The sequence below is a fragment of the Amycolatopsis sp. A1MSW2902 genome (genome assembly GCF_017312175.1).
GTDB lineage: Bacteria > Actinomycetota > Actinomycetes > Mycobacteriales > Pseudonocardiaceae > Amycolatopsis > Amycolatopsis nivea.
This window is the reverse complement of the sequence record NZ_QJPO01000001.1, coordinates 4,943,779-4,968,878: the sequence shown is the minus strand read 5'-3', so window position 1 is coordinate 4,968,878 and position 25,100 is coordinate 4,943,779. Positions and strand designations below refer to the sequence as shown.

The following is a 25,100-nucleotide window of genomic DNA, read 5'->3' as shown; positions in this document are numbered from 1 at the left end:
GCGGAGGTCTGCATGGAACCGGTCCGGCACGACGCGATGCGGGCGCGGAACCTCGAACTGGTGCTCGGCGAGATCAGCCGCGGCGGTCCGCTGACCCGCGCCGCGCTGGCGGAGCTGACCGGGCTGACCAAGTCGACGGTGTCCACTTTGGTCGGCTCGCTGCTGGACGCGGGCTTCCTGTCCGAGACCGCCGCCGTGCGCGCGGGGGAGCGCGGCCGGCCCGGGGTCGAGGTTTCGCTGAGCGGCGCGCGGATGGCTTCGCTGGGGCTCGAGGCCAATGTGGACTATCTCGCTGCCTGCGTCCTGGACTTGACCGGCACGGTCCGCCGGTCGGTTCGCATCGAGCGGGACAACCGCGGCGTGCCAGCGGAAACTGTGCTGAAGGCGGTGCGGGAACTGGCTTCCGCGGAGTTGGCCGAAGCGCGCGAGCTGGGCTTGACGGTCGCCGGTGCGGTGCTCGCGGTGTCCGGCCCGGTGCGGGACGGCGTGGTGCTGAGCGCGCCGAACCTCGGCTGGCGGAACGTTCCGGTCGAGCTGGAGCTGCCGGTGCCGGTTTCGGTGGACAACGAGGCGAATCTCGGTGCTCTCGGCGAGTTGTGGTTCGGTGCCGGGGCGGCGGATTTCCTTTACGTGTCCGGCGAGATCGGCATCGGCGCGGGCCTGGTCGTGGACTCGCGGTTGTTCCGCGGCACCGGCGGCGAACTGGGGCACGTGCTGGTTTCCCCGTCCGGGCCGTCCTGTCGCTGCGGTGCGGCGGGCTGTCTGGAGACCTACGCCGGGCAGGAAGCGATGCTCGCCGCGGCCGAAGTGTCCACAGTGGACGCTCTCGCCGCCGCTTTGGCCGCGGGCGACGACGCGGCGTTGTCAGCTGTTTCGGCGGCGGGGGAAGCTCTAGGGCTGGCGCTGGCGTCGGCGGTCAATCTCGTGGATGTGGACCGCGTGGTGCTCGGCGGCGTGTTCGGGCCGCTGTTTCCCTGGCTGGCACCCGCTGCGGAGGCTGTGTTGCGGACGCGGTTGACCGGCCTCCGCGGTTCGGTGCCGGTGCTGAGCCCGTCCGCACTCGGCGATTCCGCCGCGACGCTGGGTGCGGCGGGCCGCACCATCCACGGCGTTTTGGCTGATCCGGGGCCGTTCCTCGCCCGTTAGCCGAGGTTGTCGGCAAGCAGGGTCACGACGTCGCGCCAGGCTCGCTCGGCCTGCACCGGGTGATAGCCGACGCCGGGGAGGAGCCGCTGCTCCGGGCCGATCGGCGGGTGGTGGAACGCGTGCTGGGCGCCGCCGTAGACGGTGAGCCGCCAGTCGACGCCCGCCGCCTGCATCTCGGCGGCGAACGCGTCCCGTTGCGCGGCAGGCACGATCGGGTCCTCCGAGCCGACGCCCGCCCACACCGGGCAGCGGATGTTCGCTGCCTCGCCCGGACGGCCGGTGACCAGTCCGTTGATCGTGCCGATCGCGCGCAGGCCGACGCCCGCTCGGCCGAGTTCCAGCACGATCGCGCCGCCGGTGCCGTAGCCGATCCCGGCGATCCGGTCCGGGTCGTCGAGCAGCGGCAGGCAGCGCGCCAGCATCTCGTCGGGATCGGTGAACCAGCGGCCGCCGTGGATGTCGAACGCGAGGGCCACGTAACCGAGTTCGGCCAGCGCGTCGGCCCGTGCGCGCTGAAAGTCGTTAAGACCGGTGCCTTCCGGCCCGATCAGGACCGCGGGCCGAGGGCCGGTCCCGGCGGGAAGCGCGAGACGCCCGACCATGGTGAGGCCGTCGGCCGGGTATTCGACGGTGCGCGTCGTGACGGTCTCCATGAGAACCCACCGTAATGAGCGCCGGGGTCCGGCGGGGTGCTGTTCACCGTCGGCGGACACGTCCATTCAGGTGACCCTCTCGCGGCGCTCCTGGAAACATGTTAGGAAAGCTTCCTAACTAAAGGAGGATCCGGATGCGCAAGACGATGGTGCTCACCGCGGCCGTGCTCGCGGTGGCCGGAGCGGTGCCCGCGGTCGCGATGGCGGGCGACGGTCCGGCCGCGGATTCCCCTGGCTGGCATCCGAAAGCGCGCAACATCGTCTACATCCAGGGCGACGGCATGGGCGCGGCGCAGCGGGAGTTCGTCCGGCTCGCGACGACCGGCCGCAAGGGCGACCTGGTCATGAACCGGCTCCCGGTCACCGGCATGGTGCACACCGACCCCGACGACCCGGAAGAACTCGTCACCGACTCGGCCGCGGCGGCGACCGCGCTCGCCACCGGGCACAAGACCCGCAACGGCGCGGTCGGCCAGGACGCGCAGGGCCGCCGTCTGCTGACCGTGCTCGAGCAGGCGAAACGCGCCGGGAAGTCGACCGGCCTGGTCACCACCGCGCAGGTCACCGGGGCGTCGCCGGCCGCGTTCGCGTCCCACGTGCCGTCGCGGGATCTGCAGAGCGACATCGCGAAGCAGTACATCACCGAAAGCCGTCCGGAAGTCCTCCTCGGCGGCGGCGAAGATTGGTGGCTGCCGAAGGGCGATCCCGGCGCGTGGCCGGACAAGCCGGGCGAGGAAAGCCGCAGCACGCACGGAAACCTGATCGAGCAAGCGAAGCGCTCCGGCTACACCTACGTGCGGAACGCCAGCGAACTCGCCGCGACTCGCGCGCCGCGGCTGCTCGGACTGTTCGCGAACGAGGACATGGTCGACTACGGCCCGGACGGCAAGGGCGCGTACCAGCCGAAGGTCGCGTTGCCGGTGATGGCGAAGAAGGCGCTCGACACGCTTTCCGCCAACCCGCGCGGCTTCTTCCTGTTCCTGGAAGAAGAAGGCATCGACGGGATGTCCCACGAAAACAACGCCCACGGCGTCCTCGACGCGGGCCGGGCGCTCGACGCGGCTGTCGCCGAGGTGCTGCGCTTCACCCGCTCGCATCCGGACACCCTGGTGATCATCGGCGGCGACCACGAGACCGGCGGACTGGCCATCGAGAACACCGACGGCGCGCCCGAAGGCAACGAGGACGGCCCGTTTCCCGTTCCCGGCACCAAACTTTCGCTGACCGTCGACTGGACGAGCGGCGACCACAGCGGCGTGCCGACCCCGGTCACCGCGACCGGCCCCGGCTCGGACCGCCTCGACGGGACGCTGGACAACACCGACGTCTACCGCGCGATGGTCTCCGCCGCGCACCTTTCATGAGGCGAGATTCGTGACTCCGTCGTAGTCGTCGAGCGCGGCCGCTCCGGTGACGTCGTACTCCAGCAGCACCAACCCGCTGGGCGTGGCTTCGTGCCGGACGAGCCGCAACCCGGTCGCCGACACCGGATGCGGGAACTGCAGCCGTCCCGCCCCGAGCACCGTCGGCGTCATGACCAACCGGACCTTGTCCACGACTCCCGCGGACAGCAGGGTGTTGCCGAGCCGGGCGCTGCCGTGAATCTGCAGCTCCCGGCCCGGCTGCGCCTTGAGCTCGCGCACCGCGGTCGCCGGATCGCCGCGCAACACGGTGGTCGGGGCCCAATCGCCGGTTTCGAGCGTGTTCGACACGACGTACTTCGGCAGGGAGTTCATCCGCTCGGCGAACGGATCGTCCGGATCCGTGACCGCGGGCCAATCCCGCGCGAACGACGTGTACGTGCGGCGGCCGAACAGCAGTCCGTCCGCCAAATCCAGCCACTCCGACGCCCGCTGGACGAACGCCTGGTCGAGATGCGGGACGAACCAGCCGCCGCGGGAGAACTCGCCGCTGGTGTCCTCTGTGGACGATCCGGGCCCTTGGCTGACGCTGTCGAGCGTGACGAACGCGGTGAGGGAGATCTGCATCAGGCCTCGCTTTCCGCGACCCGGGCGAGCTGAGCCGTGACCGTGCCCCAGCCGTCCTCGAACCCGAGATCGGCGTGCCGTTCCCGGGCCGCCGGATCCCCGTGCCGGACGACGACGCGGTAATCCGTCCCGTCCGGATGATCCCGGAGGACGATCTCCGCCGTCATCGCGACCGGCTGCGGTTTCGCCGGCCGCCACGCGCTGTCGAGGGCATTCGTGAAAACGAGCCGCTCGTAGTCCTCGACCACGAGGAAGCACGCGTCGAGATGCGGGACGAAGGTGTCGCCGTCCTCGCTCATCCGCGTGACGAACGCACCCCCAGCGCGCACGTCCAGCTCCTCGACGCGGCACCGCAGCGGAGCGGGAATCCACCACTGGGCGAGGCTGGCCGGGTCGGTCCAGGCGTCCCAGACGCGTTTGCGGGGCGCGCGGATGACGCGGTCGAGGGAAAGATCGAGGTCGGGGTTCACGGCTGGTCCTCCTGGCTGGTGACGAACTGCTCGAGCCGGTCGGTGCGCCCGGCCCAGACGCGCCGCTGCTCGGCGAGCCAGTCCTCGACGAGCGCGAACCGCTCGCGGTTGAGGACGCACGTCCGCACCCGCCCGGACTTCTCGGTGCGGATCAGCCCGTGCGACTCGAGCATCCGCACGTGCTTCATGAAGGACGGCAACGTCATCGGCGCGTCGCCCGCGAGCTCCCCGACACTCGCCGGGCCCACCCCGAGCCGCCGCACGACAGCCCGCCGGGTCGGATCGGCGAGGGCGGAGAAGACCCCGTCGAGCGTGGTCGAATACTGAGCCATGGGGCTAAGTATTGCGGGCGGGGATGGTTAGCGCAAGAGCTAAGTGTTTCGGTCGCGGCGGGGACGGGGCTCGGCTCACGGTCGGAGTCCGACGGGGTGTCGGCGGCGGGGCGGGCGAGGCAGCTGGCCGGGCGGAATGCGAGATCCTGCGCGAAGCGGGGTCAGCTGGTCGCGCTCCGTGCGGAAGTGCCGAAGCTTCCGCTGCGTCAGGTCAAGCCGGGCGGACGATGTCGGCGCTCAAAGCCCAGCCTGCGAGGGGATCAGCTGTGCAACGGCCACCGCGAACCAAGACAACTCCGCCCGACCCGCGCGGTCCAGCGGAACAAAGCGGCAACCGAGGGAGTCGAACCCTGCGCGGCTTGTGAAGGCGGCGCTCCTGACCGGCCCTGACCCTTCGGCGGGCGACGGCTGCCATGCATTGCGTGTACCCGTTTCAACGCCCGCCCCAGCATCAGAATTCCCGCTTCACCCGAACGGGGCCTGCTGGCAGGCTGGGCGCATGGACGATCTTCTCCTCCGCCGCGTCCGGGTCGGGTTGCAGGGGCCGCTGGCCGACGTTCGGGTGCGCGACGGTGTCGTATCGGCTGTCGAGGAACCGGGCGCTGGGACCGGGTTCGCCGCCCGCGTGCTCGACGGGCACGGCGGCACGCTTCTGCCCGGGCTCGTCGACGCGCACGCGCACCTCGTGCAGTGGGCCGGATTCCGCAGGCGCATCCCGCTGGACGGTGCGCGATCCGCGGTGGGCGCGGTCGAATTGCTGATGGAGAAGCTGCTCGGTGCTCCGGCGGGGGAGCTCGTCGTCGGCGTCGGGTTCCGGGACGGGCTCTGGCCGGACCGGCCGCACAAGGATCTGCTGCAGCGCGCGCTCCCGGGCCGCGCGGTGGCGTTGTTCAGCGCGGATTTGCATACGTTGTGGCTCAGCCCGGCCGCGTTGAAGCTGATCGGCCGTGAGCATCCGACCGGCGTCCTGCTGGAGAACGACTGCATGAGCGCCACGGCCGCGTTGCCGTCCGCGCCGGTCGAGGTTCAGGACGCTTGGGTTGCCGATGCGCTGGCTGCCGCCGCGAAGCGGGGCGTGACGTCGGTGGTCGACTACGAATACGCGGACACGGTCACGGATTGGACCCGGCGGGCGGCCACGGCAAAGCCAGCGACGAGGGTTTCCTGTGTGATAGCAAGGTATTTGCTGGACGAGACCATCCAAAGAGGACACCGAACCGGGGACGTGCTCGACGCGGGCGAAGGGCTGCTCACGGTCGGCCCGTTCAAGCTGTTTGTCGACGGTTCGCTCAACACCCGCACCGCTTACTGCCACGATTCGTACCCGGGGTCCGGCGAAAACGGCCTGCTGGAGCTGCCGCCGGAGGAACTGGTGCCGTTGATGCGCCGCGCGCACGAGCACGGGCTGACCCCGGCGGTGCACGCGATCGGCGACCATGCCAACACCATCGCGCTGGACGCGTTCGCCGAGGTCGGCTGCCCGGGCCGGATCGAGCACGCGCAGTTGCTGCGGCCCGAGGACGTGCCGAGGTTCGCCGCGCTCGGGCTGGTCGCGAGTGTGCAGCCCGCGCACCAGCCCGACGACCGCGACGTCGCCGACCGGCATTGGCACGGCCGCACCGACCGCGCGTACGCCTACCGCGCCCTGCTCGAATCCGGCGCCCGGCTGGAACTCGGCTCGGACGCGCCGGTCGCGCCGCTCGATCCGTGGGACGGGATCGCCGCCGCGGTCGGCCGGACCGACGACGAGCGGCCGCCGTGGCATCCCGAACAGGCCATCCCGCTCGCCGACGCACTGGCCGCCTCCTCGGGCGGCCGCCGCGGCGTCCAGGTCGGCGACGTGGCCGATCTGGTCCTGACGGCGGCCGACCCGAGTGGACTGTCCACCAAGGAACTGCGGGAAATGCCGGTGTCCGCGACGATCGTGGCGGGGAGGCCGACGTATCTGGCCTAGACCGCGCGGGCGATGGCGATCGCGCCCTTGAGCCGTTCGCCCGCCTCGTAGAACATGTACTCCTTGCCGTTCATCGTGCCGAACGACGGGGCGGCGCACCGGCCGTTGTCCGGCGCGCCCGCGAGCGGAGCGTGGAAGACGCCGAGGTGCTCGCGTTTGCCGAAGTCGTTGCCGACCTCGGTGATCAGCATGTTCCCGCCGGCCTCGATGTTCTCGTGGTACACGACGTAGGTGGAATTGTTGCGCCGCACCACGGTCGGCGCGCCGATGTTGCTCGCACCGACTTCTTCGGGACGGATCAGCGGCGTCTGCGAGAACGTCCAGTCGCGAGCGTCGGCCGACCAGCCCCATCCGATGCTGCGTTGGTTGGCGGTGGTGTTGATCATGAACACCATCACGTACTTAGCGCCGCGCGAAGGCAGGTCGTGCTCGAACACCTTGGCGTAGGAGGTTTCGGTGGTGCCCTTGGGCAGCATCGACGTCGACAGCACCGTTTTGTCGTAGGTGAAGTGGATCCCGTCCTTTGACCGCGCGAGGCGAGTCGTGGTGTTCTCGCCGTGGAAATACAGCCACAGCTCGCGGGTCTGCTCGTGCCACAGGACGAACGGCGACGACACGTGCGACACGTCGTAGTGCGGCTTCCAGACGTTCTTGACGATCGGGTTGTGCGGGTATTCGACGAACGGCCCTTCGAGACTGTCCGCATAGGACAGACAGATGCCGCCCGGCGCGTCGTGCGGGGCGTAGTAGAGGTAATAGCGGCCGAGCGGGTTGGCGAGTTTGTCGTAGACACCGCGGATGCACGGGAAGATCACCTCGCGCCTCGCCGGCGGGTACTGCAGTTTGCTTTTGTCGAACGCGGTGCGCACGAAACGGTACTCCGGGAACCCGGCGGGCGCGGCGCTCGCGGTTCCGGTGCCGAGCAGGAGCAGCGCGGCCAGTGCGAAGCTCGCTCCGGCTGCGCCGCGCAGGGCGGTGCGGCGGGAAAGTTCGGTCATGCGGACGCTCCCTTTCATCGGCGGTTACCGGGAGCGACTCTTCGGGCGCCGCTGAGGCGCTGTCAAGGTGCTAATACGTATTAGTCCTTCGCTCCGGCAAAACAGGACAGAAACATCCCGGAAGCCTTGACGGTGCCGGGCCCGGCGCAGATCCTCGCCTAATCCGCATTAGCGCTCCTCGGAGGTGACCCGTGCCCGGCCGCAACCGCATGCCTCGCCAAGCCGACATCGCCCGCATCGCCGGGGTGTCCCAGGCGACGGTTTCGGTCGTGCTGGCGGGCAACCGGACCGTGCGGATGGCCGAGTCGACCCGCAGCCGGGTGCTGCGGGTGGCCGAGGAACTGGGCTACGTGCCGAATCCGGCGGCCACCCGGCTCGCGTCGGCGCGGGCGAATCTGCTCGGGCTGTACACCTTCCGCACGGCGTTCCCGACCGACGAGGCCGACGCGTACCACCCGATTCTCTCCGGCGTCGAGGAGGAAGCCGCGGCGCTGGGCCAGGATCTGATCCTGTTCACCGGCACGAGCGGGCCGCACGCGCGGCAGGAGGAGGCGATCCGCCGGACGCGGATGGCCGACGGCTGCCTGTTTTTCGGCAGGCACGTCCCGGAGGGACCGGTTTCGCGGCTCATGGCGTCCGGGTTCCCGCTGGTCTACATCGGACGCCGGCCGGAACTGGACGGACAGATCCCGTACATCGGCGCGGATTACGTCACCGCTTCGGCGCAAGTACTGGAGCGGCTGATCGACCTCGGCCACCGGGAAATCCGGTACGTGCGGGAGGCGGACGAGGCACCGTCCTCTGCGGACCGTCAGCTCGGCGTGCTGCGCGCGGCTCCGGACACGAAGATCGTCCGGCTCAACGGAAAGCCGGTTCCGATCCGGAAATGGCTCGACGAAGGCGTCACCGCGGTGGTTGTGGAAGGAACCGACACCGGTGCCGCGCACCGTGCGGTGCGGGCCGCGATCGACCAGGCCGGACTGTCCACTCCGGACGACCTGTCCCTCGCGGTGCTGGGCGGGACGGCGGGGACGAGCGGATTCGAGGTCCCGATGCGGGAAATGGGCCGGTTGGCCGTGCGCCTGCTCGTGGACCTCGTCACCGAGAAGACGACCACGCGGCAGCAGCTGCTGTGGTGCCCACCGGTGGCCGGCGAGGACGTCGGCGCACCACGATCCGATTAGGACAGAGCAATGGCTGAACTCGGCACGGAGATCCTCGTCGCGGGCGGCGGGGTGGGCGGCGTCGCCGCCGCGCTGGCCGCCGCGTCGGCAGGACACCGCGTCGTGCTGACCGAGGAGACCGACTGGCTCGGCGGCCAGTTCACCGCGCAGGCGGTGCCCCCGGACGAGAATCCCTGGATCGAACAGTTCGGCGGCACCGCGACGTATCGCCGGTTCCGCGAAGGGGTGCGCGACTATTACCGGCGGCATTACCCGTTGCGGGCCGAAGCGGCCGCGCTCACCGACCTGAACCCCGGGGCGGGGCGGGTCAGCAAGCTGTGCCACGAGCCGCGCGTCGCGCTCGCGGTGCTGGAATCGATGCTGGCCCCGCATCGCTCGTCCGGCCGGCTGACTGTCCTTTTGCGACACCGGCCGGTCGCGGCGGACGTCACCGGCGACCGTGTCGAGGCGGTCACCTTCGAAGGGCCGGACGGGAACCGCACGACGGTTCGCGCCGAGTACACATTGGACGCCACCGAAAACGGCGACCTCTTGCCCCTCACTGGAACCGAGTTCGCGATCGGGGCCGAAGCGCAGTCCGAGCACGGCGAACCGCACGCGCCGGAGCAGGCCGACCCGGGCAACCTCCAGGGCATCACCTACTGCTTCGTGCTGTCCCATCACGCGGGCGAGGACCACACGATCGACCGGCCGGAACTGTACGGCGTCTGGAGCGAATACCAGCCGGACTTCTGGCCCGGCCCGCTGCTCGGGTTCCTCGCCCCGGATCCCCGGTCGCTGGAGCCGGTGCCGCGGACCTTCGACCCGAACCCGGAGACGGATCCGCTCGCGGTGAGCGCCGACCAGAGCGCCGACGCCGGGGACAAGGAATTGTGGGGGTTCCGGCGGATCCTCGCGCGCAAACTGCACCAGCCGGGTGCGTTCGATTCCGACCTCACCCTGGTCAACTGGCCGCTCAACGACTACTGGCTGCGGCCCGCGCTGGAGATCGACGGGGTCACGACCGCCGCGGACGTGGCCCGCGCGCACTACGAGGCAAAACAGCTTTCGCTGTCGGTGTTGTACTGGCTGCAGACCGAGGCACCACGGCTGGACGGCGGCACCGGTTTCCCCGGCCTGAAGCTGCGCCCGGACGTGGTCGGCACCGACGACGGGCTGGCGAAGTCCGCGTACGTGCGCGAAGCGAGGCGGATCCGGGCGGTCACCACGGTCGTCGAACAGGACGTGTCGCTCGACATCCTCGGCCCGACCGGCCGCAAGCGGCGCGAGGATTCGGTCGGGGTCGGCAGTTACCGGATCGACCTTCACCCGTCGACCGCCGGGGACAGTTACCTCGACGTGCCGAGCGTCCCCTTCGAACTGCCGTTGGGCGCGCTGCTGCCGCAGCGGATGCGCAACCTGTTGCCCGCGGGAAAGAACATCGGCACCACGCACATCACCAACGGCTGTCACCGGTTGCATCCGGTGGAGTGGAACGTCGGCGAGGTCGCCGGCCACCTCGCCGGTTTCGCGCTGCGCGAAGGGCTGCAGCCGCACCAAATCCGCGAGGACCGGTTCGACGAGTTCGCCCGCGTGCTGGACCGCGCCGGGGTCGAACGGCGCTGGCCCGACGTCCGCGGCTACTGATCACGATTTCCCTCAGGAGGTGCGGACAATGGCGTTCCATCCCGGTCCCGTGCGCGTCGGCATCGACGTCGGCGGCACGTTCACCGACGCCGTCGCCGTCGACGCGCGGACGTTCGAACTGCTCGGCCAGGTGAAAGTGCCGACCAGCCACGACCACGAAGACGGCGTCGCCCACGGCATTCTCGAAGCGCTGGAGAAACTGCGGGCGGAGGTCGGCGCGGAGGACGTGTCGTTCCTCGCGCACGGCACCACCCAGGCGACGAACGCGTTGCTGGAAGGCGACGTCGCCACCGTCGGCATCGCCGGCGTGGGCACCGGTTTCGACGCGTTCGCCACCCGGCGGCTCACTGCGCTCGGCAAAATGGAATTGGCTCCCGGGCGGCGGATGCCGGTGCGGTTCGCCCCAGTCGCCGACCTCTCGGCGGCCGGGGACGCGGTCGACGACCTGGTCAAACAGGGTGCCGAGGTGATCGTCGCCGTCGAACCGTTCAGCGTGGACGATCCCGAGGGCGAGCGGGCGGTGACAGCCGCGGCGAGGGAACGCGGAGTCCTCGCGACGGCTACGCACGAGATAACCGGGCTGTACGGGCTGACCAAACGAGCCCGGACGGCCGTGCTGAACGCCGGGATCATGCCACGGATGGTGTCCACCGCGGACGTGGTCGAGGCCAGTGTGCAGCGGGCCGGGATCACCGCGCCGCTGATGGTCGTGCGCGGTGACGGCGGGGTGATGTCGCTGCCGGAGATGCGTCGCCGTCCGTTGCTGACGGCGTTGTCCGGCCCGGCCGCAGGCGTGGCCGGCGCGTTGATGGGGGAGAAGCTCAGCGAGGGCGTTTTCCTGGAAACGGGCGGGACTTCTACGGACATCAGCGTGATCCGGCGTGGTCGCGTCCAGGTACGGCACGCACATCTCGGCGGGCACGAGACGTACCTGCCCGCGCTCGATGTGCGGACGGTCGGCATCGGCGGCGGCTCGCTGATCCGGTTCTCCGGGCGTGCGGTGACCGAGGTCGGGCCCCGCAGCGCGCACATCGCGGGGCTGCCGTACGCGTGTTTCGAGCCGGTTTCCGCGTTGGCGGGGGCGAAGCTGGTCACGGTGTCGCCGAGGCCGGACGACCCGTCGGACTACGTCGCACTGGAGCTGTCCGGCGGTCGTCAGTGCGCGCTGACGCTCACTTGCGCGGCCAACGCGCTCGGCGTGGTCCCGGATGACGCCTATGCGCTCGCCGAGCGTGAATCGGCACGGCTGGCGATGGAACCGCTGGCCGCGGCGCTGGGGGTGACGGTCGACGAGGCCGCGCGGACGGTGCTGGAGCAGGCGGTCAAACCCGTCCGGACGGTCGTGGACGGACTGGTCGCCGAATACCGGCTGAACCGGCCGACGCTCGTCGGCGGCGGTGGCGGAGCCGCGGCAGTCACGCCGTTCCTCGGCGCGCAATCCTCCCACGACTGGCGGATCGCCGCGCACGCCGAAGTGATCAGCCCGCTCGGTGCGGCGCTAGCGCTGGTGCGGGAATCGGTGGAACGGATCGTGCCGAGTCCGTCCAATGCGGACATTCTCGCCGTGCGCACCGAGGCGGAATCCGCCGTCGTGGCCCAAGGCGCGGATCCCGCGGGCGTCGAAGTGGACGTGACAGTGGACCCGCAGCGCAACCTGGTGCGTGCGGTCGCCACCGGGGCTACCGAACTGCGCACCAAGGATCGAGCCTCCACTGTGGACGAAACAGCGGTACGGGCCGAGGTCGCGCGCAGCATCGGGGTCCAGCCGGGCGAAGTGCGGGAACTGGACGGCACCGCGAGGCACCGCGTCTTCGGCGCGAAAGCGCGACGTGCGGGATTCCTCGGACGGTTCGCCCGGCCCGTCGAGCAGATGCGCGTGGTCGACGGCGAGGGGGTGATCCGGTTGCACGGCACCGGCTCGGTCATCGAGCACACGGACGCCGGCTCCGCGCAAGCGCGCCTGGCGACGCTGGCCGACCAGCACACCCGTTACGGCGACGGCGGTTCCCAGGCGCCGGCGGTGTGGCTGCTGGTCGGGCCGAAGATCGCGGACCTGTCCGGCGTGCTCGACCGGGACCAGCTGGTCGCGCTGGCCGGAGCCGAGGTCAAGACCCGAGCGGCGGACGAGCCGGTCGTCCTGATCCTGGAGGACCGCCGGTGAACACCGATCTGGACCTGGCCGTCGACCTGCTGCGCGCGACGCCCACCCACGAGAACCGCAGCGAGGACCAGCTCCGCGAATGGGCCGCGATCGCCCTCGCCTACGGCGACGAACTGGCCGCCGGAACCGACGAAGACGTGCACGTCGTGGAGCGCGAGGGAGGGGTTCGCCGCGACGAGATCCTGGTCGCCGAACACCACGGAGGCACCGTCACGGTGTACACGGATTCCTTGACCCGACTGGCAAAACTCGCCGCTGAGCACGGGTACCAAGTCTCGCGCGAAGCGTTGCGAAAGGCTGCCGTCGCCCACGAGACGGCCCACCACCGCCTCGACGTCCGCGAGCTGAACCGGCGGCTCGGCCACACCGCGCTGCGGCTCGGCCCGTTCCGCGTGCGCGGCCACGTCGCCGGGGCCGAAGAGATCGCCGCACACCGCTTCGCCCACCGCCGCAGCGGCTTGAGCGTCAGCCCGCTGCTGCTCACCACCGCACTCGCGGGAGGGAACTGACCATGGGTATCGCGATTCTGGTCCTGATGACGGTCGGGGTGGTGCTGATGCTCACCCGGGTGCTGCCGACGGCGTTCGCGCTCGTGTTCCTCGCGATCGGCATCTCGCTGCTCGCCGGCGCGCCGCTGGCCGAGGGGAAGAACAGCATCCTCGCCGGTGTCTTGCAAACCGGCTCCGCGGCGTTGGCGTCCACGATGATCGCTGTGTTGCTCGGCTCGTGGCTCGGCACGCTGATGGACGAGACGGGCATCGCCGGCACGCTGGTGCGCAAGATCGTCGAATTCGGCGGCGAACGGCCGTCCGTGGTGGCGCTCGGCGTGTTCGCGGTGTCGATCCTGTGCGGCAGCATCACCGGCTCGGCCCCCGCCGCGATGCTCGCCGGGGTGGTCGGGATCCCGGCGATGATCGCGGTCGGCGTGCGCCCGGTCGCCGCGGGCGGCACCGTCCTGATGGGCATTTCCGCGGGCTCGCCGCTGGAACTCCCGGTGTGGCAGTTCCTCTCCGACGCGCTGGGCGCGCCGGTCGCCGACGTCAAGTCCGTCATGATCAAACTGTTCCCGATGGCGCTGGTGGTCGGCATCGGCTACGTCCTCGTCCAGACCCGCCGCGGCGCGCGGCACGCGTGGGCGGTGAAACTCGACCGGCCCCAGGCGCGCGTCCGACGCGGCGACGCGCCCTGGTACGCGCTGCTCACGCCGGTGCTGCCGATCGTGCTGGCGCTCGGGTTCGCGGTGCCGATCGTCCCGTCGTTGCTGGCCGGCGTGCTGTACGGGCTGGTCACCACCACGAAATGGGGCGAGCTGAACGGCCGCGCGCTGCGTTCGCTGTACAAGGCGTTCGACGTGGCCGCCCCGCCGATCGCGCTGTTCGTCGCGATCGGGATGCTGCTCGCGGCGGTGAAACTTCCCGGCGCCAAGAACGCGCTGACGCCGATCGTGTCGGCGATCAGCCCGTCCGGAGCCGTCTGGTTCGTGGTGGTGTTCGTGCTTCTCGTGCCGCTGTGCCTGTTCCGCGGGCCGCTCAATGTGTTCGGCCTCGGCGCTGGCGTCGCGGGCGTGCTGGTGACCGGCGGCATCTACCCGCTGTCCGCCGTGGTCGGGCTGATGGCGTCGTACAACCAGGTGTTCGGCGTGTCCGACCCGACCAGCACCCAGACGGTGTGGGCCGCGCAGTACTCCGGCGTGCGCCCGGAGCGGGCGATGGCCTCGACGCTGCCCTACACCTGGGTGGTCGCGCTCGGCGGCATGGTGCTCACCGCCGTGCTGTACCTGTGAATCACTTCCCGTGCGGGTCCGCGGCGTTGAGCATCGCCACCACCTGGTGGTAGTCGCCGCGGGCCTCGCCGTGCCGGAGGAATTTGACGTTCTCGACCTGGATCTCGGTCGCGTCCGGCTGCGTTTCGAGCAGCGTCATGACCTCGGCGACGAACGCGTCCAGCGGCATCGCGAACTCGCTTTCCTCCTGGCCGGGCAGGAGCGCGGTGCGCACGGACGGCGGCTCCAGTTCGACGACCTTCACCGAGGTGTCGGCCAGTTGCAGCCGCAGCGATTCGCTGAGCATGTGGATCGCGGCCTTCGACGCGTTGTAGCTCGGCGTGGCCTTCAGCGGCGCGAAGGCGAGGCCGGACGAAACGGTCAGGATGGTGGCGTCCGGACGGGTTTGCAGGTGCTCGACGAACGCGGCGATGAGCCGGATCGGGCCGAGGACGTTGGTGGTCACGGTCGCTTCCGCGCTGTCCACAAAGGACTCCGGGCGGTGCCAGTCCTCGACGCGCATGATGCCTGCCATCGGCACGAGCACGTTGAGGTCGGGATGCTTCGCGAGCACCTCCTTGGCCGCGGCTTCGATGCTCGCCGGATCGGTGGTGTCGATCTGGACGGTGTCGAGACCGGGGTGGTCGGCGGCGATCTGCGCGAGCAGTTCGGTGCGCCGCCCGCCGACGATGACGGTGTTGCCCTTTGCCCGCAGTTCGAGGGCGAGAGCGAGGCCGATGCCGCTGGTCGAGCCGGGGATGAAGACGGTGTTTCCGGTGATGTTCATGCCACTGAGTTTCGGCCGCCCGGCGTCGCGGCGGCAGAGAGCGCATATCGGGGGATCCGCGATCCCTGGCTGAGGCGCCAGACCGAGCCGATACTGGACCCATGGATCGAGCTGAGCTGGCTGCCTTCCTCCGCAGCCGTCGCGAGGGATTGCGGCCCGAGGACGTCGGGCTGCCCGCGGGCGCGCGGCGGCGGGCGGCGGGTCTGCGGCGGGAGGAGGTCGCGGCGCTGGCGGCGATGTCCACCGACTACTACACGCGGCTGGAGCAGCAACGCGGACCGCAGCCGAGCGAGCAGATGCTGGCCTCGCTGGCGAGGGCGTTGCGGCTCACCGACGACGAGCGCGACTACTTGTTCCACCTCGCGGGCCGCAACGCACCGTCGCCGATCGTCGCGGCCACGCACGTCGCGCCCGCGTTGATGCGGGTCCTCGACCGGCTGTCGGACACGCCCGCGCTCATCCTGTCGAACCTCGGCGAAGTGCTGGTGCAGAACCGCTTCGCGGAGGCGTTGTACGGGGACCGCTCGCAGTACACGGGTCTGGCGCGCAGCGAGATCTACCGGTGGTTCACCAACCCGGACGAGCGGCTCGTCTATCCGGCGCACGACCGGGACCGGCAAAGCCGCGCGCTGGTGGCGAACCTGCGGGTCGTGCACGGGTCGATGGGGCCGCGCTCGCGAGCGGGCGAACTGGTGCGCGCGTTGACCCGCGAGAGCCCGGAGTTCGCGCGAATCTGGGAAGAACACCAAGTGGCGAAACGGTTCGAGGACCACAAGGTGCTCGTGCATCCGCAGCTTGGCGAGATCGAGGTGGACTGCCAGGTGCTGTTCACCGAGGACCAGTCGCAGGCGTTGCTCGTGCTGACCGCGCCGCCGCGCAGCGAGGCGTTCGAGAAGATCCAGCTGCTCGGCGTGCTGGGGAACGAGCAGTTCGCCGGTTAACGCGGCAGCGGGCCGGTGTAGGCGTCGCGGGCTTTCTCCACGGCGGGCAGATGCTCGTCGGTCCATTCGGCGAGCGCGGCGAACACCGGCGACAGGCTCCGGCCGAGTTCGGTGATCTCGTACTCGACGCGCGGCGGCACCTCGGCGTAGTAGCGTCGCTCCACCAAGCCGTCGCGCTCGAGCTGCCGAAGCCGTTGCGTGAGCACCTTCCCGGTCGCGCCGAGCCGCCGTTCCAGTTCGCCGAACCGCACCGGACCGGATTGGCTGAGCGTCCACAGGATCGGGGTCGTCCACCGGCTGAACAGCAGGTCGACGGCAGGGCTGATCCGGCACGCGGCGAGCGGATCGGCCCCGGTCTGCGCGGTGGTGGTCATGCGGCTCCAATACTTTCCCTGGGGAACCTACTGTACGGCGGCTTTTAGCCTCGCTGTGTCGCTTTCGACCCCTAGCTGAGGAGCAAGTCATGATCGTCGTCACCGGTGCCACGGGCAACGTCGGCCGCCTGCTGGTCGAGTCCCTGACCGAAGCCGGGCACGCCGTGACCGCCGTTTCCCGCGGCGTGACGTCCCCGCCGCCGTCGCGGCCCGGCGTGACCCCGATGGTCGCGGACCTGGCGGACGCGGGCAGCCTGGTCCCTGCGCTGAAGGGCGCGGACGCGCTGTATCTGCTGGTCTCCGGCGCGGGCGCGCACGTCGATGGGCAAGCTGTCCTGCGGGCGGCGGCCGACGCTGGCGTCTCGCGGGTCGTCCTGCAGTCGTCGCAGGCCGCGGGAACCCGGCCGGAAGCGGTTTCGCACGCGCCGCTCGCCGCGTTGGAAGAGGCGGTGCGGTCTTCCGGTCTGGAGTGGACAGTCCTTCGCCCCGGCGGGTTCACCACCAATACCTTCGCGTGGATCCCGACGATTCGGGCCCAGCGCAAGGTCTTCTCGCCGTTCGGCGACGTCGCGCTCCCGGCCGTGGACCCGCTCGACATCGCCGAAGTCGCCGTGGCCGCCCTCACCGGGGACGGTCATGCCGGACAGACTTATGTCCTTACTGGACCGGAAGCGACGAGCCCGCGACAGCGTGCGGAGATCCTCGGTGCGGCCCTCGGCGAGCCGCTGGAATTCGTCGAGCTTGACCGTGCGCAGGCACGCGAGCAGATGGTGCAGCAGATGCCGGAACCGGTCGCCGACGGCACGCTCGACATCCTGGGCCAGCCGCTTCCGGAGGAGCTCCGCAGCAGCCCCGATGTCGAGAAGCTGCTCGGTCGTCCGGCGACTTCGTTCGCTTCCTGGGCCAGCCGCAGCGTCGACGCGTTCCGGTGATCAGAAGTCGCGCGAGTGCAGGAGGGAGCGCACGCGGAGTTGCCGGCGGGGCTCGTGGCGACGCAGCCCGTCGACGACCACGGCGACGCCGATCCACGTCGCCCCGGCGTCGGCGACCAGGGCTTGTGCGGCGAAGGCTTGGCCGCCGGTGTCGATCCAGTCGTCCACGAACAGCGCACGGTCGCCCGCTTGGAGCAGACTGCGGCGGAAGCCGAGCCGCAGGTGCCGGTCCTGGTAATCCGGCGGCGAGGTGCGCTGGAACCACCGGTCGGAATCGCAGGTCGGGTACCGGTTCTTGCGCACCTCGACGAAGCCCGCGCCGAATTCCACCGCGACCAGCGGACCGAGCAGGCACCCGCGGGATTCGGGGCCCAGCACGGCGTTCGGCTGCTCGTCGGCGAACAGCGCGGCGAGCGCCGGACCCAGTTCGCGCAGCAGTCCGGGCGCACGCCACCACCCCGTCGGGTCGGGGAAGCGGTGGCGGTCCGGCCCGTCCCCGAGCAAGACGGTGGCTTCGCGGATCCGGTCCGCCACAGTGCTCGTGCGCATGCGTCGATGGTCGCAGCGGCGTCCGCCCGAAGCGAGCGAATTACGGCTTGCGCGCCGCTCCGGCCAGGATCACCGAATGCGCCGGCGTCTCGAACTCCACCTGCGGCGCGCCCTCGCCGGACTCCTCCGGATGCCACGACGGCGTCCAGGTGAGCCCCGGTTCGAGCATCTCGAACGACCCGAACAGCGCCTGGATCTCCTCGCGCGAACGCCAGATCACCGGGCTGCTCGACCGGTCGTACAGCTGCTTCAGCTCGACCAGCCCGGCCTCCACGTCGGAGGGGACGCCCTGGTCGGTGATGTGCGAGATGCCGAGGAACGAGCCAGGGGCGAGCAGATCGCGGTACCGCGCGACGATGGACGGCCCGAGGTCCTCGGTGCCGCCGCTGTCCTCGGCGGGCGGCTGCTGGACGTGCAGCACCGCGATCAGCAGCAGCGCGAGCGGTTTCTCGACGTCGATCACGCCGGTCGCCGCGATCTGCTCCCACAGCCGTTCCGGATCGCGCATGTCGGCGTGGATCACCGCGTGCCGGTCGAGGTCGCCCGCCTCGCGCAGCAGGGTTTCCGAATGCGCGACGGCGACCGGTTCGTAGTCGACGTAGCAGACGTGGCTCTCGCCTGGCGCGAGTTCGTCGGCGACCTGGTGCGCGTGGCCCATGGTCGGCACGCCGGAGCCGATGTCGACGAACTGCCGCACGCCCTTTTTGACGAGGTGCCGCACGAGCCGGTGCAGGAACAGCCGGTTGGCCTTCGCGATGGGGCGGATCAGTGGGAACTCGCGGATCACCTCGTCGGCGAACTCCCGGTCGATCGTCCAGTTCGTGGTGCCGCCGAGGTAGTAGTCGTACACCCGCGCGACGCTCGGGTGGTCGAGGTCGACCCCGGGAGGCGGGAAGGGTTCGTCGGCCACCGGTGGCTGTTCCTTTCGTTCGGGACTGCGGGTCAGCGGGCGGGCGTCGCGCAGCGGCTCGCCCATTCCTTCAGGTACTGCAGGGACTGGTCGCGCGACAGGGTGGCGGCGAGCTGGGCTTCCCACGACTCCTCGTAGGAGGCGAACTCGTCCTGCCCCTGCGGCACGGTGATGAGCTTGACTTTGCTTTCCTGGTAAGCGAAATCGGGCAGGTCGGGATGGCCGAAGCGGAGGATGGTGAAGTCCTCGTCCGGGTAGGCGGCCGCGTCGCGCGGGAGGATCCGGACCTCGGCGAAGGGATGCGTCTCGACGATCCGGATCATGTGCTCGAGCTGATCGGTGGCGATGCTGGCCTTGGTGCCGTAGACGAGTTTCTCGATGCAGCTGTACTCCAGCATGAAGACCGTCCGCGGACCCGGGCAGGCGTCGAAAAGCCGTTGCCGCGCCTTGCGTTCGGCGACCCGGTCGGTGACCCGCTCCTGGCGGCTCGCCTGGAACTGCGCGAGCATGTAATACTCCGATTGGAGCAGTCCCGGGATGCGATTCCCGGTCCAGCTGAGGATTTCCGCCGCCGCCTGCTCGCGTTCGAGGATCTCGCGGAACCACTGCGGCGTGATCATCCTCCGCTCGGCACGCCGCGCGGACGGATCGTTGGCCTGGTTGAGCTCCCGCAGCTGATCGGCCTCGGCGGGCGGGACGGCCAGTACCTCGATGATCCGCTCGAGGTCGTCGGGCCGGGTGCCCGCCTTGCCGGACTCGATCTTCTGGATCTTGGGCTGCTTGCAGCCGATCCCGTCGGCGAGGTCGACCTGGGTCAGCCCGCGAGCGGTGCGCCACTTGAGGATCCGGGACCCCAGCCGGGAACGCTGGGTCCGCAGAGACGGCGGGGGCTGCCGGATCGGGGTGGTCACCAGGGGCTCCGTCATTTCGTCCAGGGGCCGATGTGAGAACCTCCGATGATAATGCGCCGACCCGGCGGGCAATACTCCGGGTCGGCGCCTTTTTCGCAAGGTTCCCGGCTTTTTCGGCAGAGCTGCGTTGTCGTGCCTGGTCAGCCGTCGAATTCCCCGCGCCGCACGGCCTCGACGAACCGCGCCCACTCGCCCCGGTCGAAGACCAGGACGGGAGAGTCGCCGATCTTGCTGTCCCGCACCCCGACCAGCCCGTGCTCGGCCAGGTTCACTTCGACGCAGTTGCCGGAATTAGGCCCGCAAGCAGCGGGTTTCCGCCAGGCATGGTCCGGAAAGCGCGCCGCCGGCCCAGCTGCCGGGGCGTGGGTCGGGTGCTGCTCGTGCTCGTGCGGGTCGTAGGCGTCCACTGCAACCCCTCGTTTTCTCGTTTTCGATGAGTGAATGGAATATTCCGCGAAGTACGGAATGTGTTCGGAATATTCCTGAGGGTAGTGGCCTGGTGGATCAATGGCGCGCTGTGCGGCGGGGATTTCACCTGAATGGACACTTCTCGTGCATTGGGTGGTGCTTTCGCACGTGCAATTTCGGGTTGGTGTTGTGGATTTCGTAGTTGAGGTGGGGTGGGGGGTGCTTTTTTCGTGGTTTTTTGCGGGGTGGAGGGGGTTGGGTGTCTGCAGTTGGTGACAGGTTGGGGGGCGGTTGAGGGGCTGAGCTGTTCGGCGGAGTCGTGTTTGCGCCACTGCGCGCGGTTGTCTTGGGGCGGCCTGCTGGACCGGGATCGTGGGGTCGGACTCTGCGGCCCGGTCGTGTGGGAGCGGAAGGCCGAAGGGGCAATGTTGGCCGCTCAGTGTCGAGGGATCGGGCCAAGCCAGGCGGGCGATCGAGAGCGTGGGGCGGGCAACCGTCGAGCCGGGCGGAGCCGCGTCGAGCAGCCGTGCCCGTGCGAGCCGAACTCGCGTAATCCCGAAGCGGCAGCGATCTCGGCTGCCGAGCCGTCAGCTGTCACCCGTCGCCAGTACTCGGCGCGACCCCAGAGTCAATCCCGGAACGGCAACCTCGTCTCCCGGTGCCCGGCCCTGCCCGACCGGGCACCGGGAGCGCAGAACGCGGGCGGCCCTGAGCCGCCGCCGGCGTCCGCTTCGAGGGTGGTCAGGTGCCCCGGTTCGCGGTGTGCCGCTTGTGCAGCACGGCGCCGGCGACGTGGACGAGGGCGACTCCGCTCGCGGTGGCCAGCCCGGCCAGGACGCCAGCAGTCGCGAAGACGATCGCGGTCGCCCCGGCGAGCAGCACCAGCAGGAGCGCGATCAGCTGCCACGGCTGAGTCCCGCCGTCCCGCTGCGCGGCCAGTTCGACCGCCGTCCGCGCGGTCTTCCACGACGGGTAGGCCGGTCTCGTAGTCGGCCGCGGCGACGGTACGACCGGGGCTGGCTGGGGCATGCCCGGTTCATGAAACGTCACGGTCACCCGGCCGGGGCGTTGACTCACGGCGACGGCATACGGTCTGTCGTCGCGGCTGTCCGGTTTTTCTGTCCGACGGCATGCCTGGCCTGCATTTTCCGCGCCAGGAACGGTCATTGCGCTTCCTTTCTTCTCCGCCGGAAAAGCGCCGGAACACAGTTCCCAGCCCGCCCCCGAGGGGAACTGGTTCCGGCGGCCGCGGCGGGCGTCCCGGGTATGGAATATTCCACCCTTTTAACCCCTCCTGCCTGCGGTGATGCCATCTTTGCATGCCCGTCGCCGATCGCGCTAACCCGGGGCGGGAAATTCTTCGCCGAAGCCGCCGTTCGTGGTGTTTGCGGAACGGGTATTCGCGATCTGCCGGACTATTCCAGGTGTTATCTGTCCGCACATATTCGACCCGATCGGATGAATGTGGCCCGAGGTCCACTTTGGGGTTCGCCGCCTTGATCAACCCGGCGAACGCGACGGGTGCGCTGCTACGGTGAGTGTCCGTCGCAGATGGGGGAGGGCATGGACGTACGGACCCTGGCTCGCGAGGAACGCGCCGACTTCGCGGACTTCCTCGAGACGCTCACGCCAGAGCAATGGGACCAGCCGACACTGTGCGCGGGCTGGAACGTTCGCTCGGTCGTCGCGCACGTCGTGAGCTACGACGAACTGAGCGGACGCCAGCTGGCGCAGCGGCTCGCCCGCGCGAGGCTGTCGCTGAGCCGAGCCAACGAAATCGGCCTCGCCGAATACCGGGTGCGCGCGCCGGAGGAGTTGATCGGCGTCATGCGTCGACACCCGCAGCCGGGACGGCTCCTGGGAAAATTTGGCGGGATGATCGGGTTTCTCGACGGTTTGATCCATCAACAGGACATCCGCCGCCCGCTCGGGCAGCCGAGGACGATCCCGGCGGCGCGGTTGCGCCGGGCACTGGACCTGTCGCTGCGCGCTCCGCCGATCGGGGTGTCGCGGCGGCTGACCGGTCTGCGCGCAGTCGCGACGGATTTGGACTGGACCTCCGGGACGGGCATCGAAGTCCGCGGCCCGGCGGAGGCTTTGCTGCTCGCGCTGGCAGGCCGTCGCGCGGCGGCGGACGATCTGAGCGGCCCGGGTCTCGACGTGCTGATCAGCCGCACCACCGTGGCTTGATCCGGCTGGGGTATCGACGCTGCATGACCACGCGGCCGCTTTCGGCGTGCCGATCAGACTTCGCTGCTGTGACGTCTTGCGCTACGGCCCTGGCCCAGACGCGGCTCCCGGGGTCCTGATCGACCCCCATCGTGTCGTGATCGTGCCCGCATCCTGGCAATTCGCGCCACGGTCGTGTGACAACCCGCGCGCGGGGGTTGCGTATGCGCTTGGCGACAGCAGTCATAGCGGCGACCGCACTCCGGAAAGCGAGGTGATGCCCGCGCGGACGCTCGCCGCCTTCCCCCTCGCGGCGCCCGTGACTGCTGCCGCGCCTCGCATCGCTGAAGCAGCACGGGCGCCGTAACGCTCGCGGCGGCGTCCGCTCTCCCCGGGGGTGTCACCATCTGGTGACACCTAACCCGGCGGTAACCCGCGCTCGCTCCCCGGCGTGCGCGGAAAGCCCTTGTGGCTAAGGGGAAATCCCGGTCCCGATGATCACCCGGAACGGGGGCTTGCGTTACGCGGCGGCGACATCGGAAATGGGACTCCAAGCACCACAAGGGGAGGAGTCCGGTGTTCAGATGGCAGCAGGCGGAAGGAAAACGGCACGCACTGGACGGGCCGTTCGCGCCGCGACCCGGGGAAACGTTCACCGCATTGTGCGGAGCCGAAGTCACGGTCGCCCGCAGCGACGTGCCACAGCTCGGCGGCCACTGGTTCGATCCGACGTGCCCTGACTGCGCGGAGGAATGGCTCCGCCAGGAGGGACAGGCCCGCTCGAGCGAAGAACGGTGCCTGGTGTGAACACTGCGGCGGGGCGGCTCCCGGTATTCGCTGGGGACAGCGCATGACCGGCCACTGGAGCAGACTGCCCGAGCAGCGCACGTCAGCAGTAGGGCTCACCGGCCCCGAGTTGGTTACCTGGATTCGGGACCTCCAAGCCACCCTCGCGTTGGATCTCGGGTTCCTGACCCGTGCGCTCGACGAACGATATCCGCGACCGGACGCGGTGCGGGATCTCGGCGAGCGACTTCTCGACCTCGGGCGGGCCTTGATCCGGCGGGCCGATCACCTCAACGAGATCGTCCTGGCTAGCCTGCCCGCGCACGGCTGGCTGCCGCAGGCGGGTGCGCCGGAGAACGCGGCTCGGCTGGCGCATCAAGTCGGGCGCCGTCCGTTGCGGTGCGGGCCGGTGTATCTCGGGTTGTGCGGGGCCGCGTGTTATCCGGTGTTCGGGCAGGATCCGCACGATCACACGAAACGGTACGCACGCTGCGCGGACTGCCAGAGCAAGGGCGGTGCGGCCATGCTTCGCGAGTGAAGGGGGCGCAACCGCAGCGGAACCGGTGAGCCACGGCGGGCGCGGACCAGAGCAACTCGGCCAGCGGCCGAAGCAGGGCGCGGACCGGAACACCCCGGCCAGGGGTCAAAGGAGGGCGCGAGCCGGAGCAACCCGGTCCGCGGCCGAAGCAGGGGCACGAGCCGGAACGACCCGGCCACCGGAGGAAGCAGGGCGCGAACCGGAACACCCCGGCCAGCGGTCAAAGCAGGGCACGCAAACCGGATCACCCAGCCGAAACCAGGCCGTCAACCCAGCATGTCCCGGGGTTTTCCGGTTTCCTGTACCGATGAGCGAGGAGACCTCCACCCGTTCCACCGAGCGGCTGTTCAAGATCGCGATCACGCTCAAGGGCCTCGACGGGGGCCTTCAGCTGATCGGGGCGCTGATCCTGGCGTTCATCCCCGCGACGGTCGTCACGGGGTTCGTCAACGCGGTCATCACCCGCGATCTGCTGGGCGACCCCTCCGGCACGCTGGCACGGCATCTGGAAACCGCTGCCGAGCACTTCGCCGGAGGGGGGACCAAGACGTTCGCCGTCGTCTACCTGCTGGCGCACGGGTTGCTCAAGCTCGCCCTCGTGTGGGCGCTCGCGCGCAAGTGGGTCCGCGCCTATCCGGTCGCGATGCTCGTGCTCGCGGCGTTCGTCGTGTACGAGATTTACCGCGCCTTCGAAACGCACTCCATCGCGCTGCCGTTCTTCGCGGCGCTCGACGCGGTGATCATCGTGCTCGTCTACCGCGAGTACCGGGCCCTCAAGCGCGAGCGCGCTTAGGCGGCGGTGTGCAGCCTCTCCGTGACCAGTGCGGCCACGTCGGGAGCTTCCACGAACAGCGCCGTCGCGTTGTCTCGGCCGCCCAGGGCGATGGCGGTGGCGACCAGCGCTGAGGCGCCGCGGGCCGGGTCGGCGAGGATTTCGTCGATCGTCGCGGGCGTGAGGACCTTGTGCACGCCGTCGCTGGTGAGCAGGAGGCCGCCGCTCGGGGTTTCCGTCGTGCCGATCTCCTCAGGCTTCGTCGTGCGGACGCTCGTGGTGACCAGGTGCTCCATCCGCGGCGAGTACGGCTGGTGCCGCGAGCGGAAGTACTCCGCCATCGTGTGGTCCCGCGTCAGCTTGTGGATCATCGACCCGTCCCACGCATACGCTCGCGCGTCGCCGACCCACGCGATCCGGTATCCGCCGGCGAACGGCATCGCCACCACGAGGACTGCGTCGCCAGTGCCGCCCAGCCGGTGAACTGCTTGCTGGGCCGCCAAAACCGCCTTGACCGGACCGGCTTCGACGGGAGTCCGTGCGGCGGCCGCGGCGGCGACCTGGGCGGCTCGCCCGGCGCCGGGGTCGTCCCCGACGCCGTCGGCGAGTGCGAAGGTGATTCCGCGCGCCCCAGCGGCCGCGTAGGCGCTCACCGCGTCGGCATTGCGCTCGCGCGGGCCCTGCTCGCTCGCGGTGTGCCAGCGTGGGTATGCGGCCATCGTGACCTCCCGGACGTTCGCGGCGGATGA

Annotated in this window: 27 protein-coding genes; 14 read left to right on the top strand and 13 right to left on the bottom strand. The window is 70.0% G+C overall.

Annotation, left to right across the window (positions count from 1 at the left end; translation table 11 throughout):
• The first annotated feature begins 12 nt into the window (after positions 1–12).
• Positions 13–1,146, top strand: coding sequence for an ROK family transcriptional regulator (locus DMP23_RS22695; protein WP_337822428.1), 1,134 nt, complete (start codon positions 13–15; stop codon positions 1,144–1,146).
• Here DMP23_RS22695 and DMP23_RS22690 read toward each other — a convergent pair.
• The gene (locus tag DMP23_RS22690; RefSeq protein WP_337822427.1) at positions 1,143–1,799 is read right to left on the bottom strand and encodes a dienelactone hydrolase family protein; all 657 of its coding nucleotides are present in this window, start codon (positions 1,797–1,799) and stop codon (positions 1,143–1,145) included. The two genes, DMP23_RS22695 and DMP23_RS22690, sit on opposite strands and share 4 nt — an antisense overlap.
• Positions 1,800–1,933: 134 nt before the next feature.
• Between DMP23_RS22690 and DMP23_RS22685 the strand changes: the two genes are divergently transcribed.
• Positions 1,934–3,163 carry an alkaline phosphatase gene (locus DMP23_RS22685; protein ID WP_238605106.1) on the top strand — a complete coding sequence of 410 codons (1,230 nt, stop codon included), beginning with the start codon at positions 1,934–1,936 and terminating at the stop codon, positions 3,161–3,163.
• Here the strand turns inward: DMP23_RS22685 and DMP23_RS22680 are convergent.
• From DMP23_RS22680 to DMP23_RS22670, 3 genes are read right to left on the bottom strand one after another with little or no spacing between them, the layout of a single operon-like run.
• On the bottom strand, positions 3,158–3,787 hold the full coding sequence (locus tag DMP23_RS22680; RefSeq protein WP_337822426.1) for a dihydrofolate reductase family protein: 630 nt from the start codon (positions 3,785–3,787) through the stop codon (positions 3,158–3,160). The genes DMP23_RS22685 and DMP23_RS22680 overlap by 6 nt on opposite strands.
• Positions 3,787–4,257 (bottom strand): SRPBCC domain-containing protein, encoded by a 471-nt coding sequence (locus DMP23_RS22675; protein WP_337822425.1) that lies wholly within the window; start codon positions 4,255–4,257, stop codon positions 3,787–3,789. The genes DMP23_RS22680 and DMP23_RS22675 overlap by 1 nt, the downstream gene beginning before the upstream one ends.
• Positions 4,254–4,589: an ArsR/SmtB family transcription factor gene (locus DMP23_RS22670; protein WP_134663085.1), complete on the bottom strand. Its 336-nt coding sequence runs from the start codon at positions 4,587–4,589 to the stop codon at positions 4,254–4,256. The genes DMP23_RS22675 and DMP23_RS22670 overlap by 4 nt, the downstream gene beginning before the upstream one ends.
• A 499-nt stretch (positions 4,590–5,088) precedes the next feature.
• Here DMP23_RS22670 and DMP23_RS22665 point away from each other — a divergent pair, with 499 nt between their 5' ends.
• Positions 5,089–6,543, top strand: coding sequence for an amidohydrolase (locus DMP23_RS22665; protein ID WP_337822424.1), 1,455 nt, complete (start codon positions 5,089–5,091; stop codon positions 6,541–6,543).
• Here DMP23_RS22665 and DMP23_RS22660 read toward each other — a convergent pair.
• A complete protein-coding gene (locus DMP23_RS22660) occupies positions 6,540–7,541 on the bottom strand; it encodes a hypothetical protein (RefSeq protein ID WP_337822423.1) in 1,002 nt (333 codons plus the stop codon). The genes DMP23_RS22665 and DMP23_RS22660 overlap by 4 nt on opposite strands.
• Positions 7,542–7,732: 191 nt before the next feature.
• Here DMP23_RS22660 and DMP23_RS22655 point away from each other — a divergent pair, with 191 nt between their 5' ends.
• Genes DMP23_RS22655 through DMP23_RS22635 form a run of 5 tightly spaced genes read left to right on the top strand, consistent with a single transcriptional unit; the run spans position 7,733 to position 14,295 of the window.
• Positions 7,733–8,725, top strand: a complete 993-nt coding sequence (locus DMP23_RS22655; RefSeq protein ID WP_240690630.1) for a LacI family DNA-binding transcriptional regulator — start codon at positions 7,733–7,735, stop codon at positions 8,723–8,725.
• Between the two features lie 9 nt (positions 8,726–8,734).
• Positions 8,735–10,351, top strand: coding sequence for an FAD-dependent oxidoreductase (locus DMP23_RS22650; protein WP_134663082.1), 1,617 nt, complete (start codon positions 8,735–8,737; stop codon positions 10,349–10,351).
• A gap of 28 nt (positions 10,352–10,379) precedes the next feature.
• On the top strand, positions 10,380–12,512 hold the full coding sequence (locus tag DMP23_RS22645) for a hydantoinase/oxoprolinase family protein (protein ID WP_134663081.1): 2,133 nt from the start codon (positions 10,380–10,382) through the stop codon (positions 12,510–12,512).
• Positions 12,509–13,021 (top strand): hypothetical protein, encoded by a 513-nt coding sequence (locus tag DMP23_RS22640; RefSeq protein ID WP_134663080.1) that lies wholly within the window; start codon positions 12,509–12,511, stop codon positions 13,019–13,021. Before DMP23_RS22645 ends, DMP23_RS22640 begins: the two co-directional genes overlap by 4 nt.
• 2 nt (positions 13,022–13,023) lie before the next feature.
• Positions 13,024–14,295, top strand: a complete 1,272-nt coding sequence (locus tag DMP23_RS22635) for a transporter (protein ID WP_337822422.1) — start codon at positions 13,024–13,026, stop codon at positions 14,293–14,295.
• Between the two features lies 1 nt (position 14,296).
• On the opposite strand, the gene DMP23_RS22630 is transcribed toward DMP23_RS22635, so the two are convergent.
• The gene (locus DMP23_RS22630) at positions 14,297–15,061 is read right to left on the bottom strand and encodes an SDR family oxidoreductase (protein WP_337822421.1); all 765 of its coding nucleotides are present in this window, start codon (positions 15,059–15,061) and stop codon (positions 14,297–14,299) included.
• Between the two features lie 101 nt (positions 15,062–15,162).
• Here DMP23_RS22630 and DMP23_RS22625 point away from each other — a divergent pair, with 101 nt between their 5' ends.
• Positions 15,163–16,002 carry a helix-turn-helix transcriptional regulator gene (locus DMP23_RS22625; RefSeq protein WP_336158539.1) on the top strand — a complete coding sequence of 280 codons (840 nt, stop codon included), beginning with the start codon at positions 15,163–15,165 and terminating at the stop codon, positions 16,000–16,002.
• Here DMP23_RS22625 and DMP23_RS22620 read toward each other — a convergent pair.
• Positions 15,999–16,376: a winged helix-turn-helix transcriptional regulator gene (locus DMP23_RS22620; protein WP_337822420.1), complete on the bottom strand. Its 378-nt coding sequence runs from the start codon at positions 16,374–16,376 to the stop codon at positions 15,999–16,001. The genes DMP23_RS22625 and DMP23_RS22620 overlap by 4 nt on opposite strands.
• 89 nt (positions 16,377–16,465) lie before the next feature.
• On the opposite strand from DMP23_RS22620, the gene DMP23_RS22615 reads away from it, so the two are divergent.
• Positions 16,466–17,308 (top strand): NAD(P)H-binding protein, encoded by an 843-nt coding sequence (locus tag DMP23_RS22615; RefSeq protein ID WP_337822419.1) that lies wholly within the window; start codon positions 16,466–16,468, stop codon positions 17,306–17,308.
• Here DMP23_RS22615 and DMP23_RS22610 read toward each other — a convergent pair whose 3' ends face one another.
• The 5 genes from DMP23_RS22610 to DMP23_RS22590 all read right to left on the bottom strand — a co-directional run bounded on the left by DMP23_RS22610 (position 17,309) and on the right by DMP23_RS22590 (position 21,115).
• Positions 17,309–17,857, bottom strand: coding sequence for a phosphoribosyltransferase family protein (locus DMP23_RS22610; RefSeq protein WP_337822418.1), 549 nt, complete (start codon positions 17,855–17,857; stop codon positions 17,309–17,311).
• Between the two features lie 40 nt (positions 17,858–17,897).
• Positions 17,898–18,767 (bottom strand): SAM-dependent methyltransferase, encoded by an 870-nt coding sequence (locus DMP23_RS22605; RefSeq protein ID WP_337822417.1) that lies wholly within the window; start codon positions 18,765–18,767, stop codon positions 17,898–17,900.
• Positions 18,768–18,799: 32 nt separating this feature from the next.
• A complete protein-coding gene (locus DMP23_RS22600) occupies positions 18,800–19,678 on the bottom strand; it encodes a helix-turn-helix domain-containing protein (RefSeq protein ID WP_337822416.1) in 879 nt (292 codons plus the stop codon).
• A 140-nt stretch (positions 19,679–19,818) separates the two neighbouring features.
• Positions 19,819–20,085: a DUF397 domain-containing protein gene (locus DMP23_RS22595; RefSeq protein WP_043828224.1), complete on the bottom strand. Its 267-nt coding sequence runs from the start codon at positions 20,083–20,085 to the stop codon at positions 19,819–19,821.
• A 742-nt stretch (positions 20,086–20,827) separates the two neighbouring features.
• Positions 20,828–21,115: a hypothetical protein gene (locus tag DMP23_RS22590; RefSeq protein ID WP_336158544.1), complete on the bottom strand. Its 288-nt coding sequence runs from the start codon at positions 21,113–21,115 to the stop codon at positions 20,828–20,830.
• A 534-nt stretch (positions 21,116–21,649) separates the two neighbouring features.
• Here DMP23_RS22590 and DMP23_RS22585 point away from each other — a divergent pair.
• The 4 genes from DMP23_RS22585 to DMP23_RS22570 all read left to right on the top strand — a co-directional run bounded on the left by DMP23_RS22585 (position 21,650) and on the right by DMP23_RS22570 (position 24,372).
• Positions 21,650–22,276 carry a maleylpyruvate isomerase family mycothiol-dependent enzyme gene (locus DMP23_RS22585; protein ID WP_167754165.1) on the top strand — a complete coding sequence of 209 codons (627 nt, stop codon included), beginning with the start codon at positions 21,650–21,652 and terminating at the stop codon, positions 22,274–22,276.
• Positions 22,277–22,831: 555 nt separating this feature from the next.
• Positions 22,832–23,062, top strand: a complete 231-nt coding sequence (locus DMP23_RS22580; protein ID WP_037813880.1) for a zinc finger protein — start codon at positions 22,832–22,834, stop codon at positions 23,060–23,062.
• A gap of 43 nt (positions 23,063–23,105) precedes the next feature.
• On the top strand, positions 23,106–23,579 hold the full coding sequence (locus DMP23_RS22575; protein WP_078870497.1) for a hypothetical protein: 474 nt from the start codon (positions 23,106–23,108) through the stop codon (positions 23,577–23,579).
• Positions 23,580–23,886: 307 nt separating this feature from the next.
• A complete protein-coding gene (locus tag DMP23_RS22570; protein WP_134729670.1) occupies positions 23,887–24,372 on the top strand; it encodes a DUF2127 domain-containing protein in 486 nt (161 codons plus the stop codon).
• Here DMP23_RS22570 and DMP23_RS22565 read toward each other — a convergent pair.
• Positions 24,369–25,070, bottom strand: coding sequence for a PP2C family protein-serine/threonine phosphatase (locus DMP23_RS22565; RefSeq protein WP_037813877.1), 702 nt, complete (start codon positions 25,068–25,070; stop codon positions 24,369–24,371). The genes DMP23_RS22570 and DMP23_RS22565 overlap by 4 nt on opposite strands.
• Positions 25,071–25,100 lie beyond the last annotated feature (30 nt).

Excerpts from the sequence above, each read along its gene's own strand:
- DMP23_RS22695 (WP_337822428.1), top strand. The coding sequence starts at position 13 with ATGGAACCGGTCCGGCACGACGCGATGCGGGCGCGGAACCTCGAACTG.
- DMP23_RS22690 (WP_337822427.1), bottom strand. The coding sequence starts at position 1,799 with ATGGAGACCGTCACGACGCGCACCGTCGAATACCCGGCCGACGGCCTC.
- DMP23_RS22685 (WP_238605106.1), top strand. The coding sequence starts at position 1,934 with ATGCGCAAGACGATGGTGCTCACCGCGGCCGTGCTCGCGGTGGCCGGA.
- DMP23_RS22680 (WP_337822426.1), bottom strand. The coding sequence starts at position 3,787 with ATGCAGATCTCCCTCACCGCGTTCGTCACGCTCGACAGCGTCAGCCAA.
- DMP23_RS22670 (WP_134663085.1), bottom strand. The coding sequence starts at position 4,589 with ATGGCTCAGTATTCGACCACGCTCGACGGGGTCTTCTCCGCCCTCGCC.
- DMP23_RS22665 (WP_337822424.1), top strand. The coding sequence starts at position 5,089 with ATGGACGATCTTCTCCTCCGCCGCGTCCGGGTCGGGTTGCAGGGGCCG.
- DMP23_RS22660 (WP_337822423.1), bottom strand. The coding sequence starts at position 7,541 with ATGACCGAACTTTCCCGCCGCACCGCCCTGCGCGGCGCAGCCGGAGCG.
- DMP23_RS22650 (WP_134663082.1), top strand. The coding sequence starts at position 8,735 with ATGGCTGAACTCGGCACGGAGATCCTCGTCGCGGGCGGCGGGGTGGGC.
- DMP23_RS22645 (WP_134663081.1), top strand. The coding sequence starts at position 10,380 with ATGGCGTTCCATCCCGGTCCCGTGCGCGTCGGCATCGACGTCGGCGGC.
- DMP23_RS22635 (WP_337822422.1), top strand. The coding sequence starts at position 13,024 with ATGGGTATCGCGATTCTGGTCCTGATGACGGTCGGGGTGGTGCTGATG.
- DMP23_RS22630 (WP_337822421.1), bottom strand. The coding sequence starts at position 15,061 with ATGAACATCACCGGAAACACCGTCTTCATCCCCGGCTCGACCAGCGGC.
- DMP23_RS22625 (WP_336158539.1), top strand. The coding sequence starts at position 15,163 with ATGGATCGAGCTGAGCTGGCTGCCTTCCTCCGCAGCCGTCGCGAGGGA.
- DMP23_RS22620 (WP_337822420.1), bottom strand. The coding sequence starts at position 16,376 with ATGACCACCACCGCGCAGACCGGGGCCGATCCGCTCGCCGCGTGCCGG.
- DMP23_RS22615 (WP_337822419.1), top strand. The coding sequence starts at position 16,466 with ATGATCGTCGTCACCGGTGCCACGGGCAACGTCGGCCGCCTGCTGGTC.
- DMP23_RS22610 (WP_337822418.1), bottom strand. The coding sequence starts at position 17,857 with ATGCGCACGAGCACTGTGGCGGACCGGATCCGCGAAGCCACCGTCTTG.
- DMP23_RS22590 (WP_336158544.1), bottom strand. The coding sequence starts at position 21,115 with ATGCCCCAGCCAGCCCCGGTCGTACCGTCGCCGCGGCCGACTACGAGA.
- DMP23_RS22585 (WP_167754165.1), top strand. The coding sequence starts at position 21,650 with ATGGACGTACGGACCCTGGCTCGCGAGGAACGCGCCGACTTCGCGGAC.
- DMP23_RS22575 (WP_078870497.1), top strand. The coding sequence starts at position 23,106 with ATGACCGGCCACTGGAGCAGACTGCCCGAGCAGCGCACGTCAGCAGTA.
- DMP23_RS22570 (WP_134729670.1), top strand. The coding sequence starts at position 23,887 with ATGAGCGAGGAGACCTCCACCCGTTCCACCGAGCGGCTGTTCAAGATC.
- DMP23_RS22565 (WP_037813877.1), bottom strand. The coding sequence starts at position 25,070 with ATGGCCGCATACCCACGCTGGCACACCGCGAGCGAGCAGGGCCCGCGC.